Below are 23,458 nucleotides of genomic sequence, written 5' to 3'. Positions count from 1 at the left end.
GGTCTTTATGAAATACGTCATCGCCTGTCTGCTGTGGATCATCCCGGCCACGGTTCTGGCGCAGGGCTTTCCGTCCTATTCCAACATCTACGTCAACGACTATGCAGACGTGCTGGATGACGCCGCCGAGGCGCGGATCACGGCGGCGGAACAGGCGCTGGAGGCCAGCCACGGCGTGCAGGTCAGCGTTCTGACCATAGACCGCCGGTCCGATTACGGCGACAGCCCCTCGATCGAGAGCTTCGCCAAGGCGCTGTTCAACGACTGGGGCATCGGCAATGTGGACGCCAACAATGGCATCCTGATCCTTGTGGCCGTGCAGGACCGCGAGATGCGCGTGGCCCTTGGGGCGGCCTATCCGCCGGTTTATGACGGGCTGGCGCAGCGGGTGATCGACACGCAGTTCCTGCCCGCCTTCCGCAAGGACCGCTATCAGGACGGAATAGAGGCCGGTCTGGCGATGATCATCGACCGTCTGGCAATTCCGCTGGCGCAAAAGCAGGCGGTACAGCTGTCTGACATCCCCGACGCACCCGGACAGGACAACACGGAGATCATGTTGGTCGCGGGGGCGTTTTTCGGATTTCTGGCATTGATGTTTCTGGCGGCAAGCGGCGTCCTGGGGAAAATCAGAACGCGGTTGCGGCGCTGCCCGAATTGCGGGCGTCACAGCCTGTCACAGCACGACGAGGTGCTGGAAAACGCCACCCTTGACGCAGAGGGCAAGCGACGGCGCGGCGTGACATGCGACCAATGTGACTACGATGACCGCCGGGTCAGCATCATCCCCGTCAGAACCCGCAGCACGGGCAGTGGCAGCGGCGGCTCATTCGGCGGTGGCCGTTCATCCGGTGGCGGTGCATCGGGCAAGTGGTAGGGAACGCACGCCGATCACAGGACCGGCGTGCGATTTTTTATAGATCTCAGAAGTTGTAGGATACGCGCACTGTGGCTGTGGTTGCGTCTACATCCGTGCCCGTGCTGTTGAAGTTGTCAAACTTGTGGCCAAGGATTTCGCCACCGACAGAGATTGTGTCGGTCATCTTGTAGGTCAGGCCAACACCGCCGAAGTAGCCGTTGTCTGTACCCAACGACGTTTCAGCGCGTGCGCCACCGGCTGTCGCGTAGATCAGCGTGTTGCCCATGTCGTAGCCCAGTTTGGCTTTCAAACGTGCGACACTGTCAACATTCGCGCCGGCGCCCAGATCAATGTCTGTCGCGTCATAGTCGATTTCGCCGCCCAGAACCACTGTGCCGAAATCATAGTTGTAACCGGCGTGAAGACCGCCAAGAACGCCGTCACCCGAGGCTGCGCCGGCTGAAAAATCGCCGTAGCCAAGTTGGGCACCGATGTAACCGCCGGTCCAGTCGCTGCCATAGGTCACAGGTGCGGCGGCTACAGGAACGGGCTGCTCGATGACGGGGGCGGTCATGTTGCCTGCGAATGCGGGAGCGGCCATCAATGCTGCGGCTGCTGTAAGGGTATAGAATTTCATGGTGTATTCCTTTTCATTGCTCGGTCGCGTCGACCAGACCCATTTGCGAGCCTGTGCCGATACAACCAACAAAGGCTAAAAAAGTTCCGAGACAAGGGCCTCTCTTTTTCGTGATGGAAGTTCCGGCAAGTTATTGCTCAAAAACACTTTTTTACTCGGACTATCGGCTGGAACCAGCCGATCACAGAAAGTTCAAATGCGACATTCGGACGTAATCAGACAAGACAGCCTATTTAATCGCCACAATTCTTTGACCATCAGGAGAACGCAGATGGTCGGAACAAACTGGATTATCGCACTTGTCGTCCGCACCATCGGTGCAGAACGGGGTCGGGCCGCGCGGGGCGGCCCGTTGGGACATTAACACAGCTCTCGCCCTGTTCCCACTAATCCAAAGGTTGTGTCCATGAACGCTCCAACGAATAACACCCGTCGTGCTGGAGGCCGCGCCGCGCGCCACGCCCTCAGATCCGCCCCCCTGGCGCAGGATATCCGCCCCGTGCGCCCCGGCATGGTCGGCGGCACCTATCGCCCCCTGTCCGACGCCGATGTCGCCCGCATCCACGAGGCCGCCCTGCGCGCGCTCGAGGAAATCGGCTTTGCCGATGCGCCCGAAACCGGCGTTGCCTATATGGTGGCGGCCGGTGCCGTTCTGGGGCCGGACAACCGCCTGCGGTTCCCGCGTGCACTGGTCGAGGATATGCTGGCCAAGTCCTGCCACGATCTGACCCTGCATGGCCGCGATCCGCGCCACGACATGGATGTCACCGGCGCACGCGTCTATTACGGTACGGCGGGGGCCGCGGTGCATGTGGTCGATGTCGAAGGGCGCACCTACCGCGAGTCCACCGTGCAGGATCTGTTCGACGCGGCCCGCATCGCCGATCAGCTGGACAACATCCATTTCCTTCAGCGCCCGATGGTCTGCCGCGACATCCCCGACAATTTCGAAATGGACCTGAACACGCTGTACGCCTGCTGCCGGGGCACCACAAAACACGTCGGCACCTCGTTCACCGACCCCGATTACGTCAAGGGCTGCATCGACCTGCTGCACACCATCGCGGGGGGCGAAACGGCATGGCGGGCGCGGCCTTTCGTGTCGAACTCGAACTGCTTTGTCGTGCCACCGATGAAATTCGCGACCGAAAGCTGCCGCGTAATGGAGGAATGCATCAAGGCGGGCATGCCGGTCCTTTTGCTGTCCGCAGGGCAAGCGGGTGCCACCGCCCCCGCCCCCATCGCGGGCGCCATCGTGCAGGCGGTTGCCGAATGTCTGGCGGGCATCGTCTATGTCAACGCGATCTCGCCGGGGTATCCGACGATATTCGGCACATGGCCCTTCGTGTCGGACCTGCGCACCGGCGCGATGTCGGGCGGATCGGGCGAACAGGCATTGCTGACCGCAGGCTGCGCCCAGATGCACCGGTTCTACGGCATTCCGGGCGGGGCTGCGGCGGGCATCGCCGACGCCAAGCTGCCCGATATGCAGGCTGGCTGGGAACAGGGCATATCCAACGTGATGGCGGGGCTGGCGGGCCTCAATCTGGTCTACGAGGCGGCAGGCATGCACGCGTCCCTTCTGGGGTTTTGCATGGAATCGCTTATTCTGGGCGACGATCTGTTGGGGCAGGCCCAACGCTGTGTGCGCGGAATAGAGGTGAACGACGACACCACAAGTCTGGACGTCATGCGCGCCACCTGTCTTGGCGGGCCGGGCCATTACCTGGGCACAGACCAAACGCTAAGCATGATGCAGACAGAATACATCTATCCCGCCCTTGGTGACCGGACCTCGCCCAAGGAATGGGTGGAAAAGGGCAAGCCCGATTTGTTGCGCAACGCGACGGCGCGGAAGGAAAAGATCCTTGCGGAACCCGCCGCAGCCGCCTTCGCCCCCGATCTTGACGCCGAAATCCGCGCCAGATTTCCGATCCGGCTGGCCCCGTGACCCATGCCGCCCCGCGCCGGAACCGGGTGACGCCCGACGGGCAGATCATCGCAGACCCCGCGCGGGGCCTGTTCATGGGCAATCGCGGCATATTGCACGACGCGGCAGGGCAGATTCTGCACCCTTGGCGGCACAAGAACTGGGTCACCTGCCTGCTGTCGTTCAAGAGCCGCCGCCGCCCGCTGATGGCACCGCACCGCTATACTGAACTGTTCTTTCTGGACGAGGCCGTGGCGCTGGCCGCCGGTCACCGCCCCTGCGCCGAATGCAGACGATCCGCCTACACCGCCTTTCGCCACTGCTGGCGCCACGCGGTCGCGCAAACCGGCAAGGCCGCCGATATGGACACCGCGCTGCACAGGGCCCGCGCGGTGCCGCGATTGCGCATCAAACTGACATATTCCGCAAGGATCGCGGATCTGCCCGCAGGCTGCTTTGTGGTGCCCGACGGCACAAACCTGCCGCATCTGATCACGGGCGGGGCGCTGCGCCCCTTTGCCATGTCGGGCTACGGGGCGCCTGTTGCCATCGCGGGGCATGGCACCGTTCTGACACCGCGCCCGACCGTCGAGGTGTTGCGCGCCGGATATACCCCCGCGCTGCACCCGACCGCCGCCTAAAGGGGCTTTCGCCTGATTGGAGCTTTGGCCTCACCGAACACCCCGGGGCCGCGTTTGCAAAGCAGAACGCGGTCCGATCATTCGGCGCGGGCGGATAGGCGCGACAGGACTTAGCTTGCCGCCTTTTCTTCCAGCGCCAGCCATTCCTCTTCGGCATCCGACAGCGCGTTGTGCCGCTCGACCAAGGCATCCGTCGCCTTCTGGAACTTGACCGGCTCCTTGGTGAACATGTCGGGGTCCATCATGAACTCTTCCAGCTTGGCGATTTCCGCCTCCAGCTTGGCAATCGTCGCGGGCAGTGCGTCCAGACGGTGCTTTTCAGTGAACGACAGACCGGATTTCTCCGGCTTCGCGCCAGCCCCCGTGCCGGACTTTGCGCCCCCCGATCTGGAACGCAACATCTCGGCCCGCACCTCGCCGCGCTGGTCCTGATAATCGGACCAGCCCCCGGCATAGACCGTGGCGTTGCCGTCCCCTTCCATCGCGATGGTGGTGGTGGCGACGCGGTCAAGAAAGTCGCGGTCGTGGCTGACCAGCAGGACGGTTCCGGCATAGTCGCCCAAAAGCTCCTGCAACAGGTCCAGCGTTTCAACGTCCAGATCGTTCGTCGGTTCGTCAAGGATCAGCAGGTTGGATTCGCGAGCCATGATCTTGGCCAGCAACAACCGCGCCTTTTCCCCGCCCGACAGCGACCGCACAGGTGCGCGCACCTGACGTTCGTCGAACAGAAATTCCTTCAGATAGCCCACAACATGCTTGGGCTGTCCCCGCACCATGACCTGATCGGCCTTGCCGGACACCCCCATTTCCGGGTCACCCACCATGGAATCCCAAAGGCTCAGGTCGGGATCAAGCGCGGACCGGTTCTGGTCAAAGATCGCGATCTCCAGCTTGGTGCCCTGCTTGACCTCGCCCTTGTCGGGCGCGACCTCGCCGGTCAACAGCTTCAGCAATGTGGTCTTTCCGACCCCGTTCGGACCAACAAGCGCCACGCGGTCGCCGCGCTGCACCCTGATCGAGAAATCGCTCAGGATCACCTTGCCGTCAAAGACCTTGGTGATGCCCTTGGCTTCCATCACCATCTTGCCGGACACAGGCCCCGCCTCCAGCGCCATGCTGGCCGCGCCCTGACGGCGGATCATGTTCGACCGCTCGGCCCGCAAATCCCCCAGCGCACGCACGCGGCCCTGGTTGCGCTTGCGCCGCGCGGAAATGCCCTCGACGGCCCAGCGTCCCTCGGCCTTGATCTTGCGATCCAGCTTGTGGCGCTGTTCGTCCTCGTCTTCCCAGATCTTGTCGCGCCACAGCTCGAAGGCGTCGAATCCCTGCTCCTGCCGCCGGACCTGCCCACGGTCGATCCACAGTGTCGCGCGGGTCAGCGCCCGCAAAAACGCGCGGTCGTGCGAAATCAGCACATAAGCGGTGCGGGTGTTCTTCAGTTCGGCCTCAAGCCAGGCGATCGCCTCGATGTCCAGATGGTTCGTCGGCTCGTCCAGCAGCATCAGGTCGGGTGCCTCTGCCAACAGCTTTGCCAGCGCCGCACGGCGTTTCTCGCCGCCCGATGCCGTCGCGGTCGAGGCTTCGGCGTTCAGCTTCAGCCCTTCGGCCACCATCGCCACGCGGTAATCCTCGCCTGCGGGCAACCCGCTGGAGGCGTAGTCGCCAAGCGTTGCAAAACCCGACAGGTCGGGGTCCTGCTCCATATAGCCAACAGTAGTTCCGGGTGGCACCACACGGGACCCCGCATCGGGCTCCACCAGCTTGGCCATCACCTTCATCAGGGTCGACTTGCCAGACCCGTTGCGACCCACAAGGGCCACCCGGTCGCCCGGCTGGACCACCAGATCGAGGCTTGAAAAAATTGGATCGCCGCCAAACGTAAGGGCGATATCGGAGAGCTGAAGAAGGGGTGCGCGTGCCATGGCTGCCAGCTATGCGCTCGTTCTGCCTTCGTCAAGCGGGCAGACCCGCCTTGCCCTTCTTTGTTCTATAAATATCCACGGCCCTACTCCGCCACCATGCGCAGCAGCCTGGCACGTGCGGGCGGGATCGCGGCAATTTCCAGTCCGGTGAACACATGCAGCGTGTTCAGGTCCCGGTCCACAACGGCATGGTCCGACACCCAGCCGCCCATCGCCAGATAGGTCCGCAGCAAAGGCGGCATCGCCTGCATGGCGCGTTTCACATCGGGCGGAGCACGACGCGGCTGGCGCGACTGTTGCGCAAAACGGAACACCGCAGGCGCCTTGACCCCGGGGCGCCAGTGCGCGGGGGCCAGATGGCGCTCGCTCAGCATGGCAAAGGCGTCGTCATAGGCGGCCGGCTCCGCGCCATGGAAAGACGAGCATCCGAACAGCATCTCGACCCCCTCCTGATCGACAAAGCGCGTCATCGCCCCCCACGCCACCCGCAGGATATCAGGGTCACGGACCGCAGGGTGGATGCAGAACCGGCCCAATTCAAGCATTTTCCCCGCGAATCCCCTCAGTCCCGACAGGTCATAAAATTGCGCGGCATAGCTATCGCCGATCCGCGCCCCGCCGCTGAGCGGCAGCAGCCGGAAACAGCACACAAGCTGCCCCGTGCCCTGATCTTCGACCAGCACATGCCGGCAAAGCGCATCGAAATCATCCGTATCGCGCGCAACAGGGCGCGGGGCGGCCCCCGATCCTTCAATAAACGCCAGATACCGCAGACCTTGCGCCGCCGCGACATCAGCCTGGCCCTTTGCAAACCGCGCCACATACCGGCCTTTGCGAAAACTGGACACCGACACATTCCTTCCTGCCTTGCAGATCCCTATGCGCAGCATAGATAGTCCCCAACGGCACCATAGTGATGGTATATGTACGCAAGGCGTCAAAACAGGAGAAAAACATGGACAAGATCGTAAAGACCGAAAGCGAGTGGCGCGCACAACTGCCGGATCAGGCGTTCAAGGTTTTGCGGCAACACGGCACCGAACGCGCCGGCACCCATGATAACTTCCCGAAACAGCCCGGCATGTTTGTGTGCAAAGGCTGCGGTGCCGATCTGTTCGATCAGGCGACAAAGTTCGAATCCGGCACCGGCTGGCCCAGCTTTTACGCCCCCGTCGAGGGCGATATGGTGGGCGAAAGCGAGGACAACGGCTGGTTCATGCGCCGCACAGAGGTGCATTGCAACCGGTGCGACGGGCATCTGGGCCATGTATTCCCCGACGGCCCCGCGCCGACCGGCCTGCGGTATTGCATCAACGGCGCCGCACTGGAGTTCAAGCCACAGGAATAGACCAGCACCCGATCGGGGGACCGGTCCGACTGTCTGTTACCGCCCCAGGAACTGTGTCGGATCGAGCCTGCCAAGGTTGCCCAAAAGCTGACGGATAAAGGTTGTGCCTTTGATATTGCTGTCGGTCACGCGCCGCGACAATGGCACGACCTGCCCCTCGGCAAGGCCGAAACGTTCGACATTCTCGACGACGCCGCCCTGATCGAAGGTGATCGCCACAACCTGACGGTCAATCTCTTCGGGGGCGTTGTAGGTGTAATTCCTGTACCGGCTGGAAACGTAATACCAGCCGCCTTCGTTCAGGATACCGGCCGAGGACGGTTGCCCCACAACCTCTGCGACGGTGTCGCGGGTGTCCACGCCGACCACGATCTGGTCCAGCGTTTCATCATCCGGCGCATAGCCATGATCGCGGAAGGTTGCCGCGCAGGCCCCCAGTGCCAGCATCAACGCAATGGTCATGCCGCCTTTTCGAATGCCACCCAGTGTCATCGCCACCCTCTTGCCTTGTCGCGTCATGCCTCGTATCCGGCTTATAGAAGGAACGGCGTCACTTCAAGAATGGAAGCACATTGCAATGACAAACCCCGAAAATGACATTCCGTTCTCGCATATCTTCCGCGTGGCCGACCTGCCCGCGCGCAAGGCGACACGGTTCGACCTTGCGCCGGATGCGGCGGCCTTGGCCCGGATGACCGAGGATCTGGGCCTGTTGGCCCTGCGCAAAGTGCGCCTCAAAGGCACATTGGCGCCTGCGGGCAAGCGCGACTGGCGGCTGGTTGCCACGCTGGGGGCCACGGTTGTGCAACCCTGCGTGCTGACAACAGACCCCGTCACCACCCGCCTGGAGGAAAACGTAAGCCGCCTTTACACGGGCGTCTCGAAATATCCGACCGACAACGAGGCAATCGAAATCGAAACCGAGATGCCAGAAGATGACACGGTCGAGGATCTGGGCACGGAAATCGACGTCGGAGAGGTGCTGACAGAGGCTCTGGCACTGGCTTTACCCCTTTATCCGCGATCAACAGACGCTGAATTGGGAACTGCGGCCTTTACGGAGCCGGGGAAAACCCCTATGCGCGACGAAGAAGCTCTCCCCTTCGCCGGTCTGTCCGCTTTGCGCGACAAGCTGAACAAGGACGATACGCCGACAGACTAGAAAACCACTTGCGCCTGAACAGAATCTTAGTATGTTCCCGGCCTCGTTTACAAGATGGGTTGGACGCCGCGCCGAAGACAGCGTAAGGGTATCCAGACTCAGAAAACAGGGGCAATTGCCCCACGAATATATAGGTTGTGACATGGCTGTCCCACAGAATAAAGTTACGCGGTCCCGCCGCAACCAGCGCCGCTCGCATGATGCTCTCGTTGCTGGAAACCCTGCTGAATGCCCAAGCTGCGGCGAGCTGAAGCGTCCCCACCACGTTTGTGGTGCTTGCGGCCACTATGATGCACGCGAAGTCGTGGCTCAGGTCGCCGAGGTTGATCTGGACGACGAAGACGCAGCGTAAGCGTCCGATAGGCACCCTGGACCATGACGTCAGAGCACGATCAACAGGGCTCGGGTGCCCGTGACCGCGTTAAATCGCGCAATATCATCTCGATCGACGCCATGGGCGGCGATCGTGGACCTGCGGTCATTGTCGCGGGCATGGCGCGTTCCGCGTCCAAAAACCCTGATATCCGGTTCATCGTGCACGGCCCTGAAACCGAGCTGCGCAAGCTGATCGGCAAGAAACGCGGGCTTATCGACCGCTGCGAAATCCGCAATGCGGATGGCATTGTGACCATGCACGAAAAACCGAGCCACGTCATGCGGCACGGCAAAGGCACCTCTATGTGGAGCGCGATTGACGCGGTGCGCGAGGGCGATGCCTCTGTTTGCGTGTCTTGTGGCAATACCGGCGCGCTGATGGCCCTGTCCATGGTGCGCCTGCGCAAGCTGCCCGGCGTCAACCGCCCCGCCATTGCCTGCCTCTGGCCCTCGCGCAATCCCGGCGGTTTCAACGTGATGCTGGACGTGGGCGCCGATATCCGCGCCGACGCCACCGATCTTTTGCAATATGCAATGATGGGTGCCTCTTACGCCCGCAACGGCCTTGGCCTGTCCCGTCCGCGCATCGGCCTGCTGAATGTCGGCACGGAAGAACACAAGGGCCGCGCCGAGCTGAAAGAGGCCTACGACCTGATTGCCGCCGCCGCCGACAAAGGCGCGCTTGAATTCGTGGGATTCGTCGAGGGCGGCGATATTCCATCGAATCGGGTCGACGTCATCGTCACGGACGGCTTTACCGGCAACGTCGCACTGAAAACCGGCGAAGGCACCGCGGGCCTGATCCGCGACTTTCTGAAAGACGCATTCAGCGCCACGCCCCTGTCGCGGATTGCCGCGCTGCTGGCGCTGTCCTCGCTCAAGCGGCTGACCAAACGCATCGACCCGCGCCGGGTGAACGGCGGAATTTTTCTGGGCCTGACGGGCACGGTTGTAAAATCACACGGATCTGCCGACGAAACCGGCGTGTCCGCCGCGATCAAGCTTGCCTTCACGCTGGGGCAGTCGGATTTCTCGTCCCGTTTGGCCGCGCGGCTTGCATCTGTGGCCGCACCCTTGCAAACTGACCCCGAGACCGGGGATAGGAACGGGCATACCGAATGATCAAACGCGCTGTTGTAACAGGGGTGGGCCACTACCTGCCCGACCGCATTGTCCCCAATAGCGAATTCGAGGCGATGATAGACACGACTGACGAGTGGATCCGCTCGCGCAGCGGGATCGAGCGTCGCCATTTCGCAGCCGAAGGCCAGACCACATCAGATCTGGCCACACGCGCCGCACGTGCCGCCCTTGCCGACGCGGGGCTGGAACCGGACGACATCGACACGATCATCGTCGCCACCTCTACCCCCGATTTCACCTTTCCCGCCGTGGCGACCATCGTGCAGGCCGAACTGGGCATGACCAAAGGCTATGCCTTTGATATTCAAGCGGTTTGTGCCGGGTTTGTGTTTGCGTTGGCAAATGCGAACGGGCTGATCCTGTCAGGTCAGGCCAAGCGCGTTCTGATCATCGGCGCCGAGACCTTCAGCCGCTTGATGGACTGGACCGACCGCGGCACCTGCGTGCTGTTCGGCGACGGTGCGGGTGCGCTGATCCTCGAGGCGGCAGAGGGAGAAGGCAATAGTTCCGACCGCGGCATCCTGTCGACCGACCTGAATTCCGACGGTCGCTACCGCGACATCCTTTATGTCGACGGCGGCGTGTCCTCGACGCAAACCACCGGTTTTCTGCGGATGCAGGGCAAAGAGGTGTTTCGCCACGCGATCGAAAAGCTGGCCGCAACCGCGCATACAGCGCTGGACAAGGCCGGGTTGACCCCTGCCGATGTCGACTGGATCGTGCCGCATCAGGCCAACCTGCGGATCATCAAGGGCACCGCCCTGAAGATGGGGCTTTCGATGGATAATGTGGTCGTCACGGTGCAGGATCACGGCAATACCTCTGCGGCATCGATTCCCCTTGCGCTGTCGGTCGGCAAGCAACGCGGCCAGATCAAACAGGGTCAATTGGTCGTGGTAGAGGCGATCGGTGGCGGGCTTGCATGGGGATCGGTGGTTTTACGCTGGTAAACGCCCCTTTAGCATCGCACCCCAAGTAGTTGATATTGACTCGGAATTTCACAAGGGCCTATGGTTTCCCGAATGAATGGGGGACACCATGAGTGAAAAAACACTAACCCGCATGGATCTGAGCGAAGCGGTCTTCCGCGAAGTCGGTCTGTCGCGCAATGAATCCGCAAGTCTGGTCGAAAGCGTTCTGGCACATATGTCGGACGCGCTGGTCAAAGGCGAGGCGGTGAAAATCTCGTCGTTCGGCACCTTCAGCGTCCGCGAAAAGGCCGCCCGCATCGGCCGCAATCCCAAGACCGGCGAAGAGGTTCCGATCCACCCCCGTCGCGTCCTGACATTCCGCCCGTCGCATCTGATGAAAGATCGCGTCGCGGACGGGAACAAGGGATAACAGTGGCGGTTTTCAATGGATAAGTCGCGCGACGCCTTTCGCACAATCAGCGAAGTCGCCGAATGGCTGGACAGCCCCGCCCATGTGCTTCGATTCTGGGAAAGCAAGTTCCCCCAGATCAAGCCGGTCAAACGCGCGGGCGGCAGGCGCTATTACCGGCCCGCCGACATGTTGTTGTTGGGCGGCATCAAAAAGCTGTTGCACGACGATGGCCTGACCATCAAAGGCGTTCAGAAAATCCTGCGCGACGAAGGCGTAAAGCATGTGCTCGATATGGCCCCGCCGATCGACACAATCATCGCCGCCGAATACGAGGCAGAACCCGCACTGGACGCGCCCTTGGCTGCGCCCCCCCTTCCAGAGGTTGTTGCCAAAGCCCCCCAGGCGCCAGAGGCGATTCCCGGCGATAACGTCGTGCCGCTGGCCCCTCTCGCCGCCCGCAGGCCGGATTTTCTGCCCGAACCCGTCACGCCGGACGATCCGTTTCCCGAGGCCGCCTTTGAGGATGATCCCGAAATACCCGCCGAAATGCCGGGCAGCACGACGGACGATGTGGCCGAGCCAGAGTTCTTTTCCGCACCAGAGCCCGCCGCTCCGTCCCCGCCGCGCCCCGCGATCCGCGCTGACGTGCCCGCAGACCCCGCACCGGACGTCGGCATCGCCACCGCCCCATCGCGGATCGCACCCTTGCGCCGCCTGACATCCGCCGACGTGCGCGCCAAACACGCCGACTTTGCACGGATCACGGCACAGCTTGACGCCATCGCAAAGCGCATGGAACAGGCCTCTGGCCCGCGCCCGCGAAATTGATCCGGGCGAATGGTGTTTTACGTCTTGCCCCTGCCGCAAAAACCAGTGTATCCACGCGCCAATCGGGCTATAGCGCAGCTTGGTAGCGCGTCCGTCTGGGGGACGGAAGGTCGCAGGTTCAAGTCCTGCTAGCCCGACCAAAATACAAACGCCCGCGCCGTTCGGCGGCGGGCGTTTTGCATATAAAGGGGTCCGATGACCATGCTTGAGACTGGACTGGAAACCGGAACCGGCGTTCTGCCCTCGCAGACCCTGCAACAGATGATCGCGCGTGGCATCATCACCGCCACCCCTGCAGTGATCCCCGAACAGATCCAGCCCGCCAGCCTTGACCTGCGCCTTGGCACCATCGCCTACCGCGTCCGCGCCTCGTTCCTGACCGGCGCGGGAAAAACCGTGGCAGAACGTCTGCGCGAATTCGAAATGCACCGCGTTGACCTGACCCGCGGCGCGGTTCTGGAAAAGGGCTGCGTCTATGTCGTGCCGCTGATGGAACACCTTGCCCTGCCCGCCGGCGTGCAGGCCGTGGCCAATGCCAAATCCTCCACCGGCCGCCTTGATCTGCTGACCCGCACCATTACCGATGGCGGGGTCGAGTTCGACCGCATCCCGCAGGGCTATACCGGCCCCCTTTACGCTGAAATCTGCCCCCGATCGTTCAGCGTTCTGGTTCGCCCCGGAATGCGCCTGAACCAGATCCGCTTTCGCGCAGGCCAGGCCGTGCTGGACGACGCCGAACTGGCGCTGCGCCATGCCACCGACACGCTGGTCAACGGCGAGGCGCATATCGACGACGGTCTGGGCTTCTCGGTCGATCTGCGCCCCGCTCAGGGCGACCTTGTCGGCTTTCGCGCCAAACCCCACACAGGCGTCATCGACCTCGACAGGATCGGCTTTTACGAACCGGGCGACTACTGGGAACCGATCCACACCACCGAAGGCCGGATTATCCTCGACCCCGGCGCCTTCTACATCCTCGTCAGCCGCGAGGCCGTGCACATCCCGCCAGATTGCGCTGCGGAAATGGCCCCCTATCTTGCCATGGTCGGCGAATTCCGCGTGCATTACGCAGGCTTCTTCGATCCGGGCTTCGGTCATGCGGCGGCAGGCGGAACAGGATCGCGCGGGGTGCTGGAGGTGCGCTGCCACGAAGCCCCCTTTGTGCTGGAACATGGACAGATCGTCGGGCGGCTGGTCTACGAACGGATGGCGCAGATCCCGGACCAGCTCTACGGCACAGGCATCGCGTCGAACTATCAGGGTCAGGGACTAAAACTTTCGAAGCATTTCAAGGCGATATAAATCGCTCTTCACCCTTTTTTTTGTTCTAAACAATATCCTCGCGCGGAGCGCTTGAAACCCCTTATCCCGGGATTTCAGCACACCGCGCGCAATCGCTTTTCAAACAACCGGATCACCTGCGGATCAGCACCTGAAGATCCGCAACATTGGTGCCCGTCGCCCCTGTCATCAACAAATCCCCCACAGCCTTCAGCGCGTGATAGCTGTCATTGTCGGCCAGCACAGCAACAGGGTCGATGCCCGCATCGCTCAGGCGCGTGACCGTCGTGTGATCGACCAGACCGCCCGCCGCATCTGTCGGCCCGTCGCGCCCGTCGGTGCCGCCTGACAGGAACACCCAGTCGCCGGTCCAGCCCGCGTCCTTCGCCGCAAGCGCCACGCGCAGGGCCAGTTCCTGATTGCGGCCACCAAGGCCCGTGCCCTTGATCAGAACCGTCGTCTCGCCGCCGAACAGGGTCGTGCCCTTGCCCGTGCAGGTCGCGATGATCTCGGCTGCGGCTTCTGCCACATCGCCTTCCAGCGCGCGAGAATGAACGGTTGCATCGGGGGCAGCCTGTTTCATGGCCGCCACGCTGATTGGATTGGACCCGATCAGGATATTTTCCGCCTCGGGCAGCGCCCTGTCAGTGTCGTCGGCGCGGTTCAGATGCAGGCGCACCGGGGCGGGTAGTGCGTCCCAGACGCCCTTGTCCTGCAACAGCGCTTTTGCCGTCGCCCGCGTGCCGATCGGGGCAACGGTGGGGCCGGATGCGATCACGCGCAGGTCGTCCCCCATGACATCTGACAGGATCAGCGCGCGCACTTTGGCAGGGGCAGCCATGCGCAACAGCCCGCCACCTTTCAGCCGCGACAGTTGCTGGCGGACCATGTTCATCTGGGTGATATCCGCCCCCGACGCCAAGAGCGCGCGGTTCACCGCCGCCTTGTCCGCCAGCGAAACGCCGTCTACGGGCGCAGGAAGCAACGCCGAGCCACCGCCACTGATCAGGGCCAGAACCGTGTCGTCGCCTGTCAGCGCGGACAGCGCATCCATCACCGCCGCTGCGGCATTGGCACCGTTTTCGTCCGGCACCGGATGGCCGGCGGCCAGAACTGTCGCCCCCGCCAGCGGCACCGCGTTTTCATAGTTGGTGACGACAATCGCCCGCGCGCGCGGATACTGCGCTAGGGCCGCCTCTGCCATGCGGCGGGCGGCCTTGCCGATGGCAAGGACCAGCGGCGTTCCCTTTACGGGATCATCGGTCAGCGCCGCAGTCACGGCGGCATAGGGATCGGCGGCGGCGACGCCTGCCTCGAAGATTTCGACGGCGCTGTGCCGCAGGTTTGCTATATCTGTCATGCCGCGCATCATGCCGATCGGCGGGGCGTCGTCAATCCGGTATCAGCTCTGCCAGCAGCGCGGCCCAGCCCGCGCCATGCATGTCGCGATCCGCCACAACCCCTTGCACCACAGGGCGCGGCAGGCTGAACTTGACGACATTCAACGCGGGGATATCGAAGCGTTTCAGCATATGCGCCTCCACCGCAAAAACCTGCGCGACGCGGTCGCTTGACAGGCCTGCCGCGATCCGGTGATAGGCGGCGGTGGACCCGCAAAAGATGTCGACCGTCAGCCAAAAGGGGCCGGCGTTCTTCGACCGGATCTTTTGTGCGATTTTGCCCAGCTCATCCATGCGACACCCCGATCACGTCCAGTGAAAAGGCCTGCATCGGATCGGCCAGCGCCATGACATGGTTCAGGCAGAATTCATAAACCGCGCCGCGTTGCATTTCGGCGGGGGAAAAGGGAAAGGCAAAGGTCGGCATATCCTCTTCCTCTGACAGGGCGTGGTGCAGCAGATAGGGGTTCAGCACCTTGCCGATTTCCTCGGAAAGGGCGGCGGTTTGTGCGGTGACGATGCCCAGAACGCCCACCTCTACCGGGTTGCCTATGCGGGTTTCCAGCGGGCCCAGCGTGGCGTCGATGCCGATCAGGCGCAGTTCAATCTGGAACTGGTCGGGCGACAGGCCGAGGCGGTCAATGGCCTTGGCGCTGCATTGCGCGTGGATGTCGGCGGTCCATGCGCGGATATTCTCGACATAGTGGCGATCCCGCACAAGGGCCAGAACGGCGGTCTGATAGCCCGCAATCCGCGCCCCTTCCAGCTTGACCGTATAAGGCCCCGGTATCCAGTGCGACCCTTCGACCCGCACGGATCGGTCGTCAACCGCCGTATAGATGGCATGGGTGACGTCCAGATGCCCGCCCGGCTCGAACAGGATATAGGGGTCGGAGTTTTCATAAAGCATATGCGCCGACACCGTGTAGGGCGTGGCGCGGGCCACGTCCGACATCGGCGTAATGGTAAAGCCCGCCGCGTCAAAGTCGATCTGGATCACGCCCGTCATCGGATGCGTCGTGCAGATCGCGCCACATTCGCCGATCTTGGCGCCGTGCCATGCCGCGCCCGCGTGACAGCCCCGCATCAAGGGCAAAGCCGCGATGATCGCGGTGTCGGTGGTGCGGCCCGCGATGATGATATCGGCACCGGTGCTCAGGGCGGCAGCCACCTGTTCGGCCCCCGCAAGGGCCACGATATTGGTGCAGGCGTCCAGCAGGTCGGCGGATATGTCGGGCGCATGGGGCAAGGCGGTCACCTGCCCTGCGGCCAGCGCCGCCTTCACGCGCGCGGCGGGTTGTTGCGACCGCAGCACCGCGATTTTCACCGATTGCCCCAGTTCCTGCGCGATGTCGCGGGTGATGTCCACGAACCAGTCAACGGCGCTGTCCGATCCGCAGGTGCCAGCAGTGCCGATCACCAAAGGCACGCCCGCCTCGGCGCGGGCCAGCATCAGGCCCTTCCATTCCGCCCTGGTCGAGGCGCGCGAGTATTTCGACACCCCCCGCCCGAGATAGGACGGCCCACTGTCGGTGGACCCGCCGTCAATCGCGATGATGTCCGGCTTTGCGGCGATGCCCCGCGCCAGCGCCGCCTTGTCATAGCCAAGGCCAAGCGCCCCTGCGGGGATCAGAACACGCACCATGGGTTTCGTCCCTGTCATGGGCTTAATCCGTCACTGCCTGCGGCTTTTTCAGAACGCCCCGCAGGAACATCGGCGCGACAAAGCCAAGGATGGCAAACAGCCAAAGGCCGATGGCGATCGGGGTCGAGAACAGGTAGGTCCAGTCCCCATCCGACAGCACCATCGCACGGCGCATGGCATTTTCCATCTGGTTGCCCAGAAGGATGCCAAGGATGATCGGCACGGTCGGGATATCCAGCTTTCGCAGAAAATATCCGAAGGCCCCGAAGGCCACCATCAGCACAAGGTCAAAGTAGCTGCCCGACAGGGAATAGATGCCGACGAAGGAAATCATCGTCACGGCGGGCATCAGCACCCATGCGGGAACTTGCAGGACGTAGACAAAGATCTTTACCATCGGCACGTTCATGATCAACAGCACGAAGTTCGAGATCAGAAGCGAGGCGATCAGGCCCCAGACCACCTCTGGCCGGTCTGCGAACAGCGTCGGGCCGGGGGTGATGTTCAGCGTCATCAACAGCGCCAGCAAAACAGCCGTTGTGCCGGAACCGGGCACCCCCAGCGTCAGCATCGGCACCAGCGCACCACCTGCGGCGGCATTGTTGCCCGCCTCTGGTGCCGCGACGCCGCGTGGATTGCCCTTGCCAAAGCTGTCAGGGTTCTTCGAGATGGCCTTTTCCGCCATATAGGCCATGAAGCTGCCCAAGGACGCCCCCGCCCCCGGCAGAACGCCGGCAAAGAACCCGATGAAGGTAGAGCGGAACATCGTCCCCATGCTGTCCTTGATCATACGGAACGGAATGGTGACCTTGCCCAGCTTCACGCCGATTGCACTGTCCTTGCCATGGCTCTCGATGAAGAAAAACACCTCGGTGATGGCGAACAGGCCCACGATGGCCACAAGGAAATCAACCCCGTCCATCAGGTGCAGGTTGCCATAGGTAAAACGCGGCATGCCGGATGTGTTGTCCAGCCCGATCATCGCGATGCCAAGGCCGATACAGGCGGCAATCGCGGATTTGGCCTGATTGTTTGACGCCATGCCGCCCAATGTGCAAAACGCCAGCAGATACAGCGCGAAATACTCGGCCGGTCCGAACAGATAGGCGACCCGCGCCAGCATCGGCGCAAGGATGATCAGGCCGATCGTGGCAAAGAACGCCCCGACAAAGGACGCGACGCCGGACAGCACCAGCGCCTCGGCGGCTTTGCCCTGCTTGGCCATCGGATAGCCGTCCAGCGTGGTCATCAGCGCGGGTTCATCCCCCGGAATGTTCAGCAGGATCGACGAAATCCGCCCGCCATACATCGCGCCGTAATAGACGCTGGTCATCAGCACCAAGGCACTTGTCGCGTCCAGCCCGAAGGTAAACGTCAGCGGGATCAGGATTGCCACACCATTCGCCGGCCCAAGGCCCGGCAACGCACCGATGATGGTGCCCAGAAAACAACCGATGATGGCAAGCATCAGCGTAAAGGGCGTCAGCGCGACGCCAAAGCCCATGGCAAGATTGGCCAGAGTATCCATGATGAGGGTCCCCTATCCGAAGATAGCTTTGGGAAGGCCGACAAGGCTTAATCCCAGAATGAATTTGAACAGCACGAACAACCCTGCCGCAACGCTGACACCCGTTACGAGCGCGGGACCGGCTTTCGGGCGGATCTGATAGCTGAGAATGGACGTCACGATAAACGTCGGAATCAGGAACCCGAGTGGTTTCAGCATGAAAGCATAGGCGGCCATCGCGGCCACCGCCACGGCAAGCGCGCCGAAAGTCCGCGACATGGGCCAGAATGGGTCGGGATCGGGGCGCAGGATCAGAACCAGAGACGCGATCGCAGCGACAGCGCCAATCAGGATCGGAAAGGTCTTTGACCCCACGGGGTCCGACAGAAAACTTGTCTGGATCTGGAGGGCGCTGGCGATAAACGCCAGCGCCACACACAGAGCGACCAGACCGAAGATCCGGTCAGAGGCCATTACTGGATAACCCCGATTTCCTTGGACAGAACAACGGTCTCGGCGATCACGCCATCAACCCAGTTCTGGAAATCCGCCCCGACCTTGGTGAAAGGCGCCAGACCGTTTGCGGTCATGGCCTCTTTCCACTCGGCGCTGTCGGCAACCGCCTGAAGCTTGTCCGCCCAGGCGTTGAACTGGTCATCGGAAATGCCCTTTGGCACATAAAGACCACGCCAGTTCACGGCAACAACGTCATAGCCCTGCTCGCGTGCGGTCGGGATATCCTCAAAGCCGGGAACCCGCTCTTCGGTCAGGACGGCAAGCGCGCGCACTTCGCCCGACTTCAGAAAGCCGACGATTTCCGACATGTCGCCAGTCATCGCCTGCGTAAACCCGCCAACGGTCTGGGTGATCGCATCCGCGCCACCGTCAACGCTGATGTATTTGATCGCGCGGATGTCGTCGAACCCTGCGGCCTTCATGATCTGCAAAGGCTTCATGTGGTCAAAGCCGCCAGCAGCGGAACCGCCAGCGAAGGCGACAGAGCCGGGATCGGCCTTGATCGCCTCGACCATGTCGGCAAGCGAGGTCAGCGGGCTGTCCTTGGCCACAACGATCACGCCCGGATCGGCACCGATGGACCCGACCCAACGCACCTGATCGGCGGTCGCGCCGCCGAAGGCGTTCTGCGCCAGGCGTGTGGTTGTCGCGGACGAGGCTGCAACGATCAGGTCGGGGTCGGTGTTCCGCTCTGCTACAACCGTGCTGAAGGCCAGACCACCGCCGGCACCGGCCATGTTGGTCACCTGAACAGGGGCATCGACCTGTTTGATATCAAACAGAATTTTGCCGATCTGGCGGCAGGTGAAATCCCAGCCACCACCGGGGTTGGCGGGGGCAATGCACTCTGTCGCCGCGGCAGAGCCTGCAAGGCCCATGCTGACCACGACGGCCGCAATTGCTGTTTTCAGAAAAGTCGGTTTCATTCTTGTCCTCCCAGACATGATAAATCACACGGAATAAGCCGCCGGACTTCACCGGTCGTTCGCGCGGACACCCTGTCGAGCGTCTCGTGCGTCTCCTCCCTTGCAGCTGCGACCATTTGCGCCCAAGCTGACACCAACCTGTCACAGACTGAAGTTTTCTCAATGCGTTTTTTGATGGTCGAAGATAATGCCGATCTGGCCGCCTCGGTGCAGGAACGCCTGTCGCTGGATGGCCATGCCGTGGATTGGGCCGATTCTCTGGCGGCTGCGGCCGATTGTCTGGCCGCGGCCACTTACGATCTGATATTGCTTGATATTATGCTGCCGGACGGCGACGGTCGCGATTTCCTCGCGCGGCACCGCGCCGCCCGCCACGATACCCCCGTCATCGTGATGACCGCCCGTTCCGAGGTGTCGGACAGGGTGACGGTTCTGGACACAGGCGCCGACGACTATATCACAAAACCCTTCGATTTCGCCGAGCTGGAGGCGCGATGCCGCGCCGTTCTGCGTCGCAAGGGCGGGTCGGCCGCGAATCTGCGCAGCTTTGGCGGGGTGGTTTTCGACCCGCTGGCCGCCACAATCCACTTTGACGGCATCTCTCGGGAGCTACGGAACCGCGAATTGCGGCTGCTGGAAATCCTGATCTCCGCCCCCGGTCGGATCTTCGCCAAATCGCAATTGTATGACCGCCTGTTTTCCTACGCCGAAGACGTGTCGGACAACGCAATCGAGGTCTACGTCGGGCGTCTGCGCAAAAAGCTGGATGGCAGCGGCGCACGGATCGAAACGGTGCGCGGCGTGGGCTACCGGATCACCGAATGACCGCGCAGCTCACCGTCACCGGATCCTTGCGCAGGCGGCTTGTGCTGCAATTGCTGGTCGTGGCGGCGGTGCTGTCGGTGCTGTTGTATTCTACCGTGCGCGGTATTGCCGACCGCACCGCCGAAACCGTGCAGGATAACGTATTGGGGTCCGCCACCATCGCCATCGCGGAACAGCTGCGCGCGGATGGCAGCGCGATCAGCGTCGAAATCCCCTATGCGGCGTTTTCCATGCTGGGATCGTTCGGGCAGGACCGCGTGTTCTACCGCATCACCCAAGGGGCCGACACGATCACTGGCTACCCCGACCTTGCCCTGCCGGACGCGGGTGCCAACCGGGTGGAACCAGTGTTCTACACCACGCCCTTTCGCGACTACAGCGTTCGCGTCGCCGCAGTGGAACGCCGGGTGTTCCTGAACGGCATCTCCGTGGCGGTGCAGGTGCTGGTGGCGCAGACCCGGCTGGGACAGCAGGCCATTGCCGAACGCGCCGCCAATACCGCCGCCGCCCTTGGTATCGGGTTCTTCGTGCTGGCCCTGATGCTCAGCCTGATCGCCTCGCAAAGCGCGCTGCGCCCTCTGGCGGTTCTGGCCGAGGCGATGGGGCGGCGCGGCCCCGACGACCTGCGCCCCTTGCGCCACCCTGCCCCGCAGGAACTGGCGCCGCTGGTCGGCGCGCTCAACGGTCTGATGGCGCGTCTGCAAGGGGCATTGCAGCGCACCGAGACCTTTATCGCCGAGGCCGCGCACCACGTCCGCACACCGCTGGCCACCGTCCGCGCGCAGGCGGAAATCGCCCTGCGCCGCGCCGAGACAGAGGAAAGCCGCAAGACCCTGCGCGCCGTGATCCGCGCGGTCGAGGAAAGCAGCCGCTCTGCCGGGCAGTTGTTGGACCATGCGACGGTGACCTACCGGTCCGACCAACTGGCGGCAGAGGATATGGACGTCAAATCAATCCTCGGGCGGGTTGTGCAGGGGCTGTCCCCCACCGCCGACCTGAAAGACCTGAGGATGATCGAGGATCTGGGCCACGGCCCCCTGATGGTCAGGGGCGACGGCGTGCTGATCGAAAGCGCCCTGCGCAACCTTGTGGACAATGCGATCAAATACTCGCCCGCCGACAGCGACATCCACATCGGCGCACATGCTGACGCGGGCCAGATCGCCATCACCATACGCGACGCCGGGCGCGGGTTGAACGGTGCGCGCCCCGACCGCTTGACGCGGCGGTTCCAGCGCGGCACCAATGTCGGCGACGTGGTGGGGTCGGGTCTGGGCCTGACCATCGTCGAACAGGTGGCCCGCGCCCATGGCGGACGGTTCGAACTTACCCAGAATGAAAGCGGGGGAACATGCGCGCGATTGCTATTGCCGCAGCTTTGATCTGTTGGGCCGCTGTGGCCCCGGCCTTTGAGGTGGAGGAGGAACGCCTGTTCCCCGCCCAAGGCACCGGGGCGACGGAACTGCGCATCCTGTCCACCACCGACCTTGTGCATTTCGTGCCCCTGATAGAGGCTTTCCAGAAAGAAAACAGCGGGGTCGCGGTGCATTACACGGTCGCCTCCAGCACCGAAGCATTCAACGCCGTCACCATAGACGGCGCGCATTTCGATCTGGTGATCTCCTCGGCGATGGACCTTCAGATGAAGCTGGCCAATGACGGGTTCTCGCAAGGCTACCGGTCGGGCGTGACCGACGCCCTGCCCGACTGGGCGAAATGGCGCGACGAGCTGTTCGCCTTTACGCAGGAACCCGCCGTGGTGGTCCTGTCGAAATCCGCGCTTGGCGGCTTGCCCCCGCCCGCGACCCGGCAAGAGCTGATCGAGATGCTGCGCGATCACCCCGATGTGTTTGATGGAAAAATCGGCACATATGATTTGCGCAGTTCCGGCGTCGGATATCTGTTCGCCACACAAGACGCCCGTCAGTCCGATGCCTTCTGGCGGCTGGCAGAGGTGATGGGAACGCTGCACCCAAAGCTGTACTGCTGTTCCGGCCAGATGATCGACGACCTTCAGGCGGGACGCATCGCGCTGGCCTACAACGTCATGGGCAGCTATGCCGACGCCCAGTTGAAGGACGACAGCGACGGCGCGGTGATCGCCCTGACGGATTTCACCAATGTGCTGCTGCGCTCTGCCGCGATCCCCGCTCAGGCCGATGCGCCGGCGCTTGCCGGGGCGTTTCTGGATTTCCTGCTGGGTCCGCGCGGGCGGTTGCTGATGCAGGCCACAGGCGCGCTGCCCCCTCTGGACGCCGCCGTCCTGTCCGCCCAGACGAACCAGCGCCCGATCCGGCTGGACCCCGGCTTGCTGGTCTATCTGGACAGCCTGAAACGCAAAAGCTTCCTGCGGGAATGGACGGCGGCACTGGTGCAGAATTAGGGGGGTGCCCTGCCACGACATTTACCTTGAGCGGAACGGAAATTGTAGTTCGAGGACATACGGCCTATGAATAGGCAGGATAGAGATCTACTTGGAGAATTGAGTTGACCGATCCAGACGACTCGGATGATTTTACCCGGTTGGCGAAAGTAATGAACAAGTCGCACGGCTATGGCGGAGTGTTCAATTATGAAACGCCAGATGACAAATCGATGGTCGAATTACACACTGCTGAAGAATGGTGTGAATCTTCCCGGGTAGAATTCGGATTGGCAATTGGTATACCTGAAACAAATTGCGAGGATCCGCCAGATTGCTATGTCGAGATCGAGGGGCAACGCCTCGGCGTCGAGCTTGTACAACTGATAGAGCGAGAGCATAAGTCGCGAGCATCAAAAGATGAATCACCTTTCCATGGGAGGCTCTTCATGGATATGCAGTGGTCGCGCGATCGATTTGGGGCTGCACTTAACGAGATAATTAAAACAAAAGGTGACAACTACAAAAGGCGTGAGATATCTGTAGATGTTCTCGTTATCCACACTGCCGAACCATGGCTGACATCGGGTCAAGCTCGCGATTGGCTCAAAGATGTCGAAGTTCAAGTGCATTCAAACATTTTAAACGCATTTCTTCTTTTTGATTACGAACCCGGAGACGTGCCGCATTGGCCAGTGTTTCATTTATTCGGTCACCTAGGTTCCGCACAGAAAAACAGGTAGGCCCCCAATACTCCCCTTCCCCACCCCCCCCTAAGGCATAATCGCCAGCCGGATGGCGAAGGCCACGACGGTCAGAACGGCGACG

General features: G+C 62.3%; 25 protein-coding genes and 1 tRNA gene. 16 read left to right on the top strand and 10 right to left on the bottom strand.

Translation table 11 applies throughout. The annotated features are described in order from the left end of the window. The first annotated feature begins 7 nt into the window (after positions 1-7). Complete coding sequence (locus tag ACEN2R_RS04345; protein WP_442039590.1) at positions 8-877, top strand: TPM domain-containing protein; 870 nt, start codon at positions 8-10, stop codon at positions 875-877. Positions 878-923: 46 nt separating this feature from the next. On the opposite strand, the gene ACEN2R_RS04340 is transcribed toward ACEN2R_RS04345, so the two are convergent. Beyond that, positions 924-1,496 carry an outer membrane protein gene (locus tag ACEN2R_RS04340; protein ID WP_442039589.1) on the bottom strand — a complete coding sequence of 191 codons (573 nt, stop codon included), beginning with the start codon at positions 1,494-1,496 and terminating at the stop codon, positions 924-926. Positions 1,497-1,902: 406 nt separating this feature from the next. On the opposite strand from ACEN2R_RS04340, the gene ACEN2R_RS04335 reads away from it, so the two are divergent. Both ACEN2R_RS04335 and ACEN2R_RS04330 read left to right on the top strand, forming a co-directional pair. After that, positions 1,903-3,447, top strand: a complete 1,545-nt coding sequence (locus ACEN2R_RS04335) for a trimethylamine methyltransferase family protein (RefSeq protein WP_442039587.1) — start codon at positions 1,903-1,905, stop codon at positions 3,445-3,447. After that, complete coding sequence (locus tag ACEN2R_RS04330) at positions 3,444-4,067, top strand: hypothetical protein (RefSeq protein ID WP_442039585.1); 624 nt, start codon at positions 3,444-3,446, stop codon at positions 4,065-4,067. Before ACEN2R_RS04335 ends, ACEN2R_RS04330 begins: the two co-directional genes overlap by 4 nt. A gap of 110 nt (positions 4,068-4,177) precedes the next feature. Here ACEN2R_RS04330 and ACEN2R_RS04325 read toward each other — a convergent pair whose 3' ends face one another. Together ACEN2R_RS04325 and ACEN2R_RS04320 are read right to left on the bottom strand one after the other, a co-directional pair. Beyond that, a complete protein-coding gene (locus ACEN2R_RS04325; protein WP_442039583.1) occupies positions 4,178-5,989 on the bottom strand; it encodes an ABC-F family ATP-binding cassette domain-containing protein in 1,812 nt (603 codons plus the stop codon). A gap of 83 nt (positions 5,990-6,072) precedes the next feature. Then, entirely contained in the window at positions 6,073-6,879 is an 807-nt protein-coding gene (locus tag ACEN2R_RS04320; protein WP_442039581.1) for a GNAT family N-acetyltransferase, read from the bottom strand. Positions 6,880-6,944: 65 nt separating this feature from the next. Here ACEN2R_RS04320 and msrB point away from each other — a divergent pair, with 65 nt between their 5' ends. Then, positions 6,945-7,337 (top strand): peptide-methionine (R)-S-oxide reductase MsrB, encoded by a 393-nt coding sequence (gene msrB / locus ACEN2R_RS04315; RefSeq protein ID WP_442039579.1) that lies wholly within the window; start codon positions 6,945-6,947, stop codon positions 7,335-7,337. Positions 7,338-7,373: 36 nt separating this feature from the next. Here msrB and ACEN2R_RS04310 read toward each other — a convergent pair whose 3' ends face one another. Further along, entirely contained in the window at positions 7,374-7,856 is a 483-nt protein-coding gene (locus ACEN2R_RS04310) for an outer membrane protein assembly factor BamE (protein WP_442039577.1), read from the bottom strand. 58 nt (positions 7,857-7,914) lie between these two features. Here ACEN2R_RS04310 and ACEN2R_RS04305 point away from each other — a divergent pair, with 58 nt between their 5' ends. The 8 genes from ACEN2R_RS04305 to ACEN2R_RS04270 all read left to right on the top strand — a co-directional run bounded on the left by ACEN2R_RS04305 (position 7,915) and on the right by ACEN2R_RS04270 (position 13,470). Continuing rightward, positions 7,915-8,499, top strand: coding sequence for a YceD family protein (locus ACEN2R_RS04305; RefSeq protein WP_442039575.1), 585 nt, complete (start codon positions 7,915-7,917; stop codon positions 8,497-8,499). A gap of 142 nt (positions 8,500-8,641) precedes the next feature. After that, entirely contained in the window at positions 8,642-8,851 is a 210-nt protein-coding gene (gene rpmF, locus ACEN2R_RS04300; RefSeq protein ID WP_442039573.1) for a 50S ribosomal protein L32, read from the top strand. 23 nt (positions 8,852-8,874) lie between these two features. Further along, positions 8,875-9,996 carry a phosphate acyltransferase PlsX gene (plsX, locus tag ACEN2R_RS04295; protein WP_442039571.1) on the top strand — a complete coding sequence of 374 codons (1,122 nt, stop codon included), beginning with the start codon at positions 8,875-8,877 and terminating at the stop codon, positions 9,994-9,996. Beyond that, positions 9,993-10,967 (top strand): beta-ketoacyl-ACP synthase III, encoded by a 975-nt coding sequence (locus ACEN2R_RS04290; protein ID WP_442039569.1) that lies wholly within the window; start codon positions 9,993-9,995, stop codon positions 10,965-10,967. The genes plsX and ACEN2R_RS04290 overlap by 4 nt, the downstream gene beginning before the upstream one ends. Before the next feature lie 88 nt (positions 10,968-11,055). Beyond that, positions 11,056-11,358, top strand: a complete 303-nt coding sequence (gene ihfA / locus ACEN2R_RS04285; protein WP_442039567.1) for an integration host factor subunit alpha — start codon at positions 11,056-11,058, stop codon at positions 11,356-11,358. A gap of 15 nt (positions 11,359-11,373) precedes the next feature. Further along, positions 11,374-12,168, top strand: a complete 795-nt coding sequence (locus tag ACEN2R_RS04280) for a MerR family transcriptional regulator (protein WP_442039565.1) — start codon at positions 11,374-11,376, stop codon at positions 12,166-12,168. A gap of 63 nt (positions 12,169-12,231) precedes the next feature. Continuing rightward, positions 12,232-12,308 (top strand) — tRNA-Pro (locus tag ACEN2R_RS04275). A 55-nt stretch (positions 12,309-12,363) separates the two neighbouring features. Further along, positions 12,364-13,470 (top strand): 2'-deoxycytidine 5'-triphosphate deaminase, encoded by a 1,107-nt coding sequence (locus ACEN2R_RS04270; RefSeq protein ID WP_442039563.1) that lies wholly within the window; start codon positions 12,364-12,366, stop codon positions 13,468-13,470. A 112-nt stretch (positions 13,471-13,582) separates the two neighbouring features. Here the strand turns inward: ACEN2R_RS04270 and ACEN2R_RS04265 are convergent, their stop codons facing one another. Genes ACEN2R_RS04265 through ACEN2R_RS04240 form a run of 6 tightly spaced genes read right to left on the bottom strand, consistent with a single transcriptional unit; the run spans position 13,583 to position 19,443 of the window. Continuing rightward, positions 13,583-14,809 carry a glycerate kinase type-2 family protein gene (locus ACEN2R_RS04265; RefSeq protein ID WP_442039562.1) on the bottom strand — a complete coding sequence of 409 codons (1,227 nt, stop codon included), beginning with the start codon at positions 14,807-14,809 and terminating at the stop codon, positions 13,583-13,585. 31 nt (positions 14,810-14,840) lie between these two features. Next, entirely contained in the window at positions 14,841-15,143 is a 303-nt protein-coding gene (locus tag ACEN2R_RS04260; protein ID WP_442039560.1) for a DUF4387 family protein, read from the bottom strand. Further along, positions 15,136-16,512: an acyclic terpene utilization AtuA family protein gene (locus tag ACEN2R_RS04255; protein ID WP_442039558.1), complete on the bottom strand. Its 1,377-nt coding sequence runs from the start codon at positions 16,510-16,512 to the stop codon at positions 15,136-15,138. Before ACEN2R_RS04255 ends, ACEN2R_RS04260 begins: the two co-directional genes overlap by 8 nt. A 4-nt stretch (positions 16,513-16,516) precedes the next feature. Continuing rightward, positions 16,517-18,022, bottom strand: a complete 1,506-nt coding sequence (locus tag ACEN2R_RS04250) for a tripartite tricarboxylate transporter permease (protein ID WP_442039556.1) — start codon at positions 18,020-18,022, stop codon at positions 16,517-16,519. A 12-nt stretch (positions 18,023-18,034) separates the two neighbouring features. Further along, the gene (locus ACEN2R_RS04245; protein ID WP_442039554.1) at positions 18,035-18,475 is read right to left on the bottom strand and encodes a tripartite tricarboxylate transporter TctB family protein; all 441 of its coding nucleotides are present in this window, start codon (positions 18,473-18,475) and stop codon (positions 18,035-18,037) included. Then, positions 18,475-19,443, bottom strand: coding sequence for a Bug family tripartite tricarboxylate transporter substrate binding protein (locus tag ACEN2R_RS04240; RefSeq protein WP_442039552.1), 969 nt, complete (start codon positions 19,441-19,443; stop codon positions 18,475-18,477). The genes ACEN2R_RS04245 and ACEN2R_RS04240 overlap by 1 nt, the downstream gene beginning before the upstream one ends. Positions 19,444-19,605: 162 nt before the next feature. On the opposite strand from ACEN2R_RS04240, the gene ACEN2R_RS04235 reads away from it, so the two are divergent. From ACEN2R_RS04235 to ACEN2R_RS04220, 4 genes are all read left to right on the top strand, one after another. Continuing rightward, positions 19,606-20,268 (top strand): response regulator transcription factor, encoded by a 663-nt coding sequence (locus tag ACEN2R_RS04235; RefSeq protein ID WP_442039550.1) that lies wholly within the window; start codon positions 19,606-19,608, stop codon positions 20,266-20,268. Then, on the top strand, positions 20,265-21,650 hold the full coding sequence (locus ACEN2R_RS04230) for a sensor histidine kinase N-terminal domain-containing protein (RefSeq protein ID WP_442039548.1): 1,386 nt from the start codon (positions 20,265-20,267) through the stop codon (positions 21,648-21,650). The genes ACEN2R_RS04235 and ACEN2R_RS04230 overlap by 4 nt, the downstream gene beginning before the upstream one ends. Next, positions 21,620-22,651 carry an ABC transporter substrate-binding protein gene (locus ACEN2R_RS04225; RefSeq protein ID WP_442039546.1) on the top strand — a complete coding sequence of 344 codons (1,032 nt, stop codon included), beginning with the start codon at positions 21,620-21,622 and terminating at the stop codon, positions 22,649-22,651. The genes ACEN2R_RS04230 and ACEN2R_RS04225 overlap by 31 nt, the downstream gene beginning before the upstream one ends. 104 nt (positions 22,652-22,755) lie before the next feature. Then, positions 22,756-23,373, top strand: coding sequence for a hypothetical protein (locus ACEN2R_RS04220; RefSeq protein ID WP_442039545.1), 618 nt, complete (start codon positions 22,756-22,758; stop codon positions 23,371-23,373). The last annotated feature ends 85 nt before the right edge of the window (positions 23,374-23,458 follow it).

The organism is Pseudogemmobacter sp. W21_MBD1_M6 (assembly GCF_052119585.1).
Classification (GTDB): domain Bacteria; phylum Pseudomonadota; class Alphaproteobacteria; order Rhodobacterales; family Rhodobacteraceae; genus JBGQOJ01.
The sequence above is the reverse complement of the archived record's forward strand: the minus strand, read 5'-3'. Positions and strand labels throughout refer to the sequence as shown.

Coding starts and splice junctions, on each gene's coding strand:
- ACEN2R_RS04345 (WP_442039590.1), top strand. CDS start 8: ATGAAATACGTCATCGCCTGTCTGCTGTGGATCATCCCGGCCACGGTT.
- ACEN2R_RS04340 (WP_442039589.1), bottom strand. CDS start 1,496: ATGAAATTCTATACCCTTACAGCAGCCGCAGCATTGATGGCCGCTCCC.
- ACEN2R_RS04335 (WP_442039587.1), top strand. CDS start 1,903: ATGAACGCTCCAACGAATAACACCCGTCGTGCTGGAGGCCGCGCCGCG.
- ACEN2R_RS04325 (WP_442039583.1), bottom strand. CDS start 5,989: ATGGCACGCGCACCCCTTCTTCAGCTCTCCGATATCGCCCTTACGTTT.
- ACEN2R_RS04320 (WP_442039581.1), bottom strand. CDS start 6,879: ATGCTGCGCATAGGGATCTGCAAGGCAGGAAGGAATGTGTCGGTGTCC.
- msrB (WP_442039579.1), top strand. CDS start 6,945: ATGGACAAGATCGTAAAGACCGAAAGCGAGTGGCGCGCACAACTGCCG.
- ACEN2R_RS04310 (WP_442039577.1), bottom strand. CDS start 7,856: ATGACGCGACAAGGCAAGAGGGTGGCGATGACACTGGGTGGCATTCGA.
- ACEN2R_RS04305 (WP_442039575.1), top strand. CDS start 7,915: ATGACAAACCCCGAAAATGACATTCCGTTCTCGCATATCTTCCGCGTG.
- rpmF (WP_442039573.1), top strand. CDS start 8,642: ATGGCTGTCCCACAGAATAAAGTTACGCGGTCCCGCCGCAACCAGCGC.
- plsX (WP_442039571.1), top strand. CDS start 8,875: ATGACGTCAGAGCACGATCAACAGGGCTCGGGTGCCCGTGACCGCGTT.
- ACEN2R_RS04290 (WP_442039569.1), top strand. CDS start 9,993: ATGATCAAACGCGCTGTTGTAACAGGGGTGGGCCACTACCTGCCCGAC.
- ihfA (WP_442039567.1), top strand. CDS start 11,056: ATGAGTGAAAAAACACTAACCCGCATGGATCTGAGCGAAGCGGTCTTC.
- ACEN2R_RS04280 (WP_442039565.1), top strand. CDS start 11,374: ATGGATAAGTCGCGCGACGCCTTTCGCACAATCAGCGAAGTCGCCGAA.
- ACEN2R_RS04270 (WP_442039563.1), top strand. CDS start 12,364: ATGACCATGCTTGAGACTGGACTGGAAACCGGAACCGGCGTTCTGCCC.
- ACEN2R_RS04265 (WP_442039562.1), bottom strand. CDS start 14,809: ATGACAGATATAGCAAACCTGCGGCACAGCGCCGTCGAAATCTTCGAG.
- ACEN2R_RS04260 (WP_442039560.1), bottom strand. CDS start 15,143: ATGGATGAGCTGGGCAAAATCGCACAAAAGATCCGGTCGAAGAACGCC.
- ACEN2R_RS04255 (WP_442039558.1), bottom strand. CDS start 16,512: ATGACAGGGACGAAACCCATGGTGCGTGTTCTGATCCCCGCAGGGGCG.
- ACEN2R_RS04250 (WP_442039556.1), bottom strand. CDS start 18,022: ATGGATACTCTGGCCAATCTTGCCATGGGCTTTGGCGTCGCGCTGACG.
- ACEN2R_RS04245 (WP_442039554.1), bottom strand. CDS start 18,475: ATGGCCTCTGACCGGATCTTCGGTCTGGTCGCTCTGTGTGTGGCGCTG.
- ACEN2R_RS04240 (WP_442039552.1), bottom strand. CDS start 19,443: ATGAAACCGACTTTTCTGAAAACAGCAATTGCGGCCGTCGTGGTCAGC.
- ACEN2R_RS04235 (WP_442039550.1), top strand. CDS start 19,606: ATGCGTTTTTTGATGGTCGAAGATAATGCCGATCTGGCCGCCTCGGTG.
- ACEN2R_RS04230 (WP_442039548.1), top strand. CDS start 20,265: ATGACCGCGCAGCTCACCGTCACCGGATCCTTGCGCAGGCGGCTTGTG.
- ACEN2R_RS04225 (WP_442039546.1), top strand. CDS start 21,620: ATGCGCGCGATTGCTATTGCCGCAGCTTTGATCTGTTGGGCCGCTGTG.